Source organism: Streptomyces sp. SP18BB07, assembly GCF_036322545.1.
Classification (GTDB): domain Bacteria; phylum Actinomycetota; class Actinomycetes; order Streptomycetales; family Streptomycetaceae; genus Streptomyces; species Streptomyces deccanensis.
The window spans coordinates 1-413 of sequence record NZ_JAQYWT010000318.1; the positions used below are offsets into that span (position 1 = coordinate 1).

At 68.3% G+C, this 413-nt stretch carries 1 protein-coding gene; it reads right to left on the reverse strand.

Features of this window, described 5'->3' with window-relative positions; translation table 11 throughout:
* The coding region (locus PUR53_RS22060; protein ID WP_329909403.1) for a hypothetical protein at window positions 1-332 on the reverse strand (332 nt) is incomplete at its 3' end.
* Window positions 333-413: the final 81 nt, after the last annotated feature.

Genomic DNA, 413 nt, shown 5'->3' on the forward strand with positions numbered 1-413 from the left:
CCACTCAGCAACGTCGCCACATGCAGATCACCGTTCGGCGTCGTCGCGGCAGCCACCTTCGCGATGCTCCCGTTCCCGTCCGCCTGCCGCGCACCACTCCACGAACCGTCCGCCGCACGGAGGTTGTGGTACACCCGACCGCTCAACAGCGTCACCAGGTGCAGCTCACCACGCGGGCCACCGGCCACGGCGACATCACCGATCGCACCGTTGCCGTCCACCTGCACCGCACCCGTCCACGAACCGTCCGCATGACGGATGTTGTGGAACACCCGGCCACTCAGCAACGTCGCCACATGCAGATCACCGTTCGGCGTCGTCGCGGCAGCCACCTTCGCGATGCTCCCGTTCCCGTCCGCCTGCCGCGCACCACTCCACGAACCGTCCGCCGCACGGAGGTTGTGGTACACCCG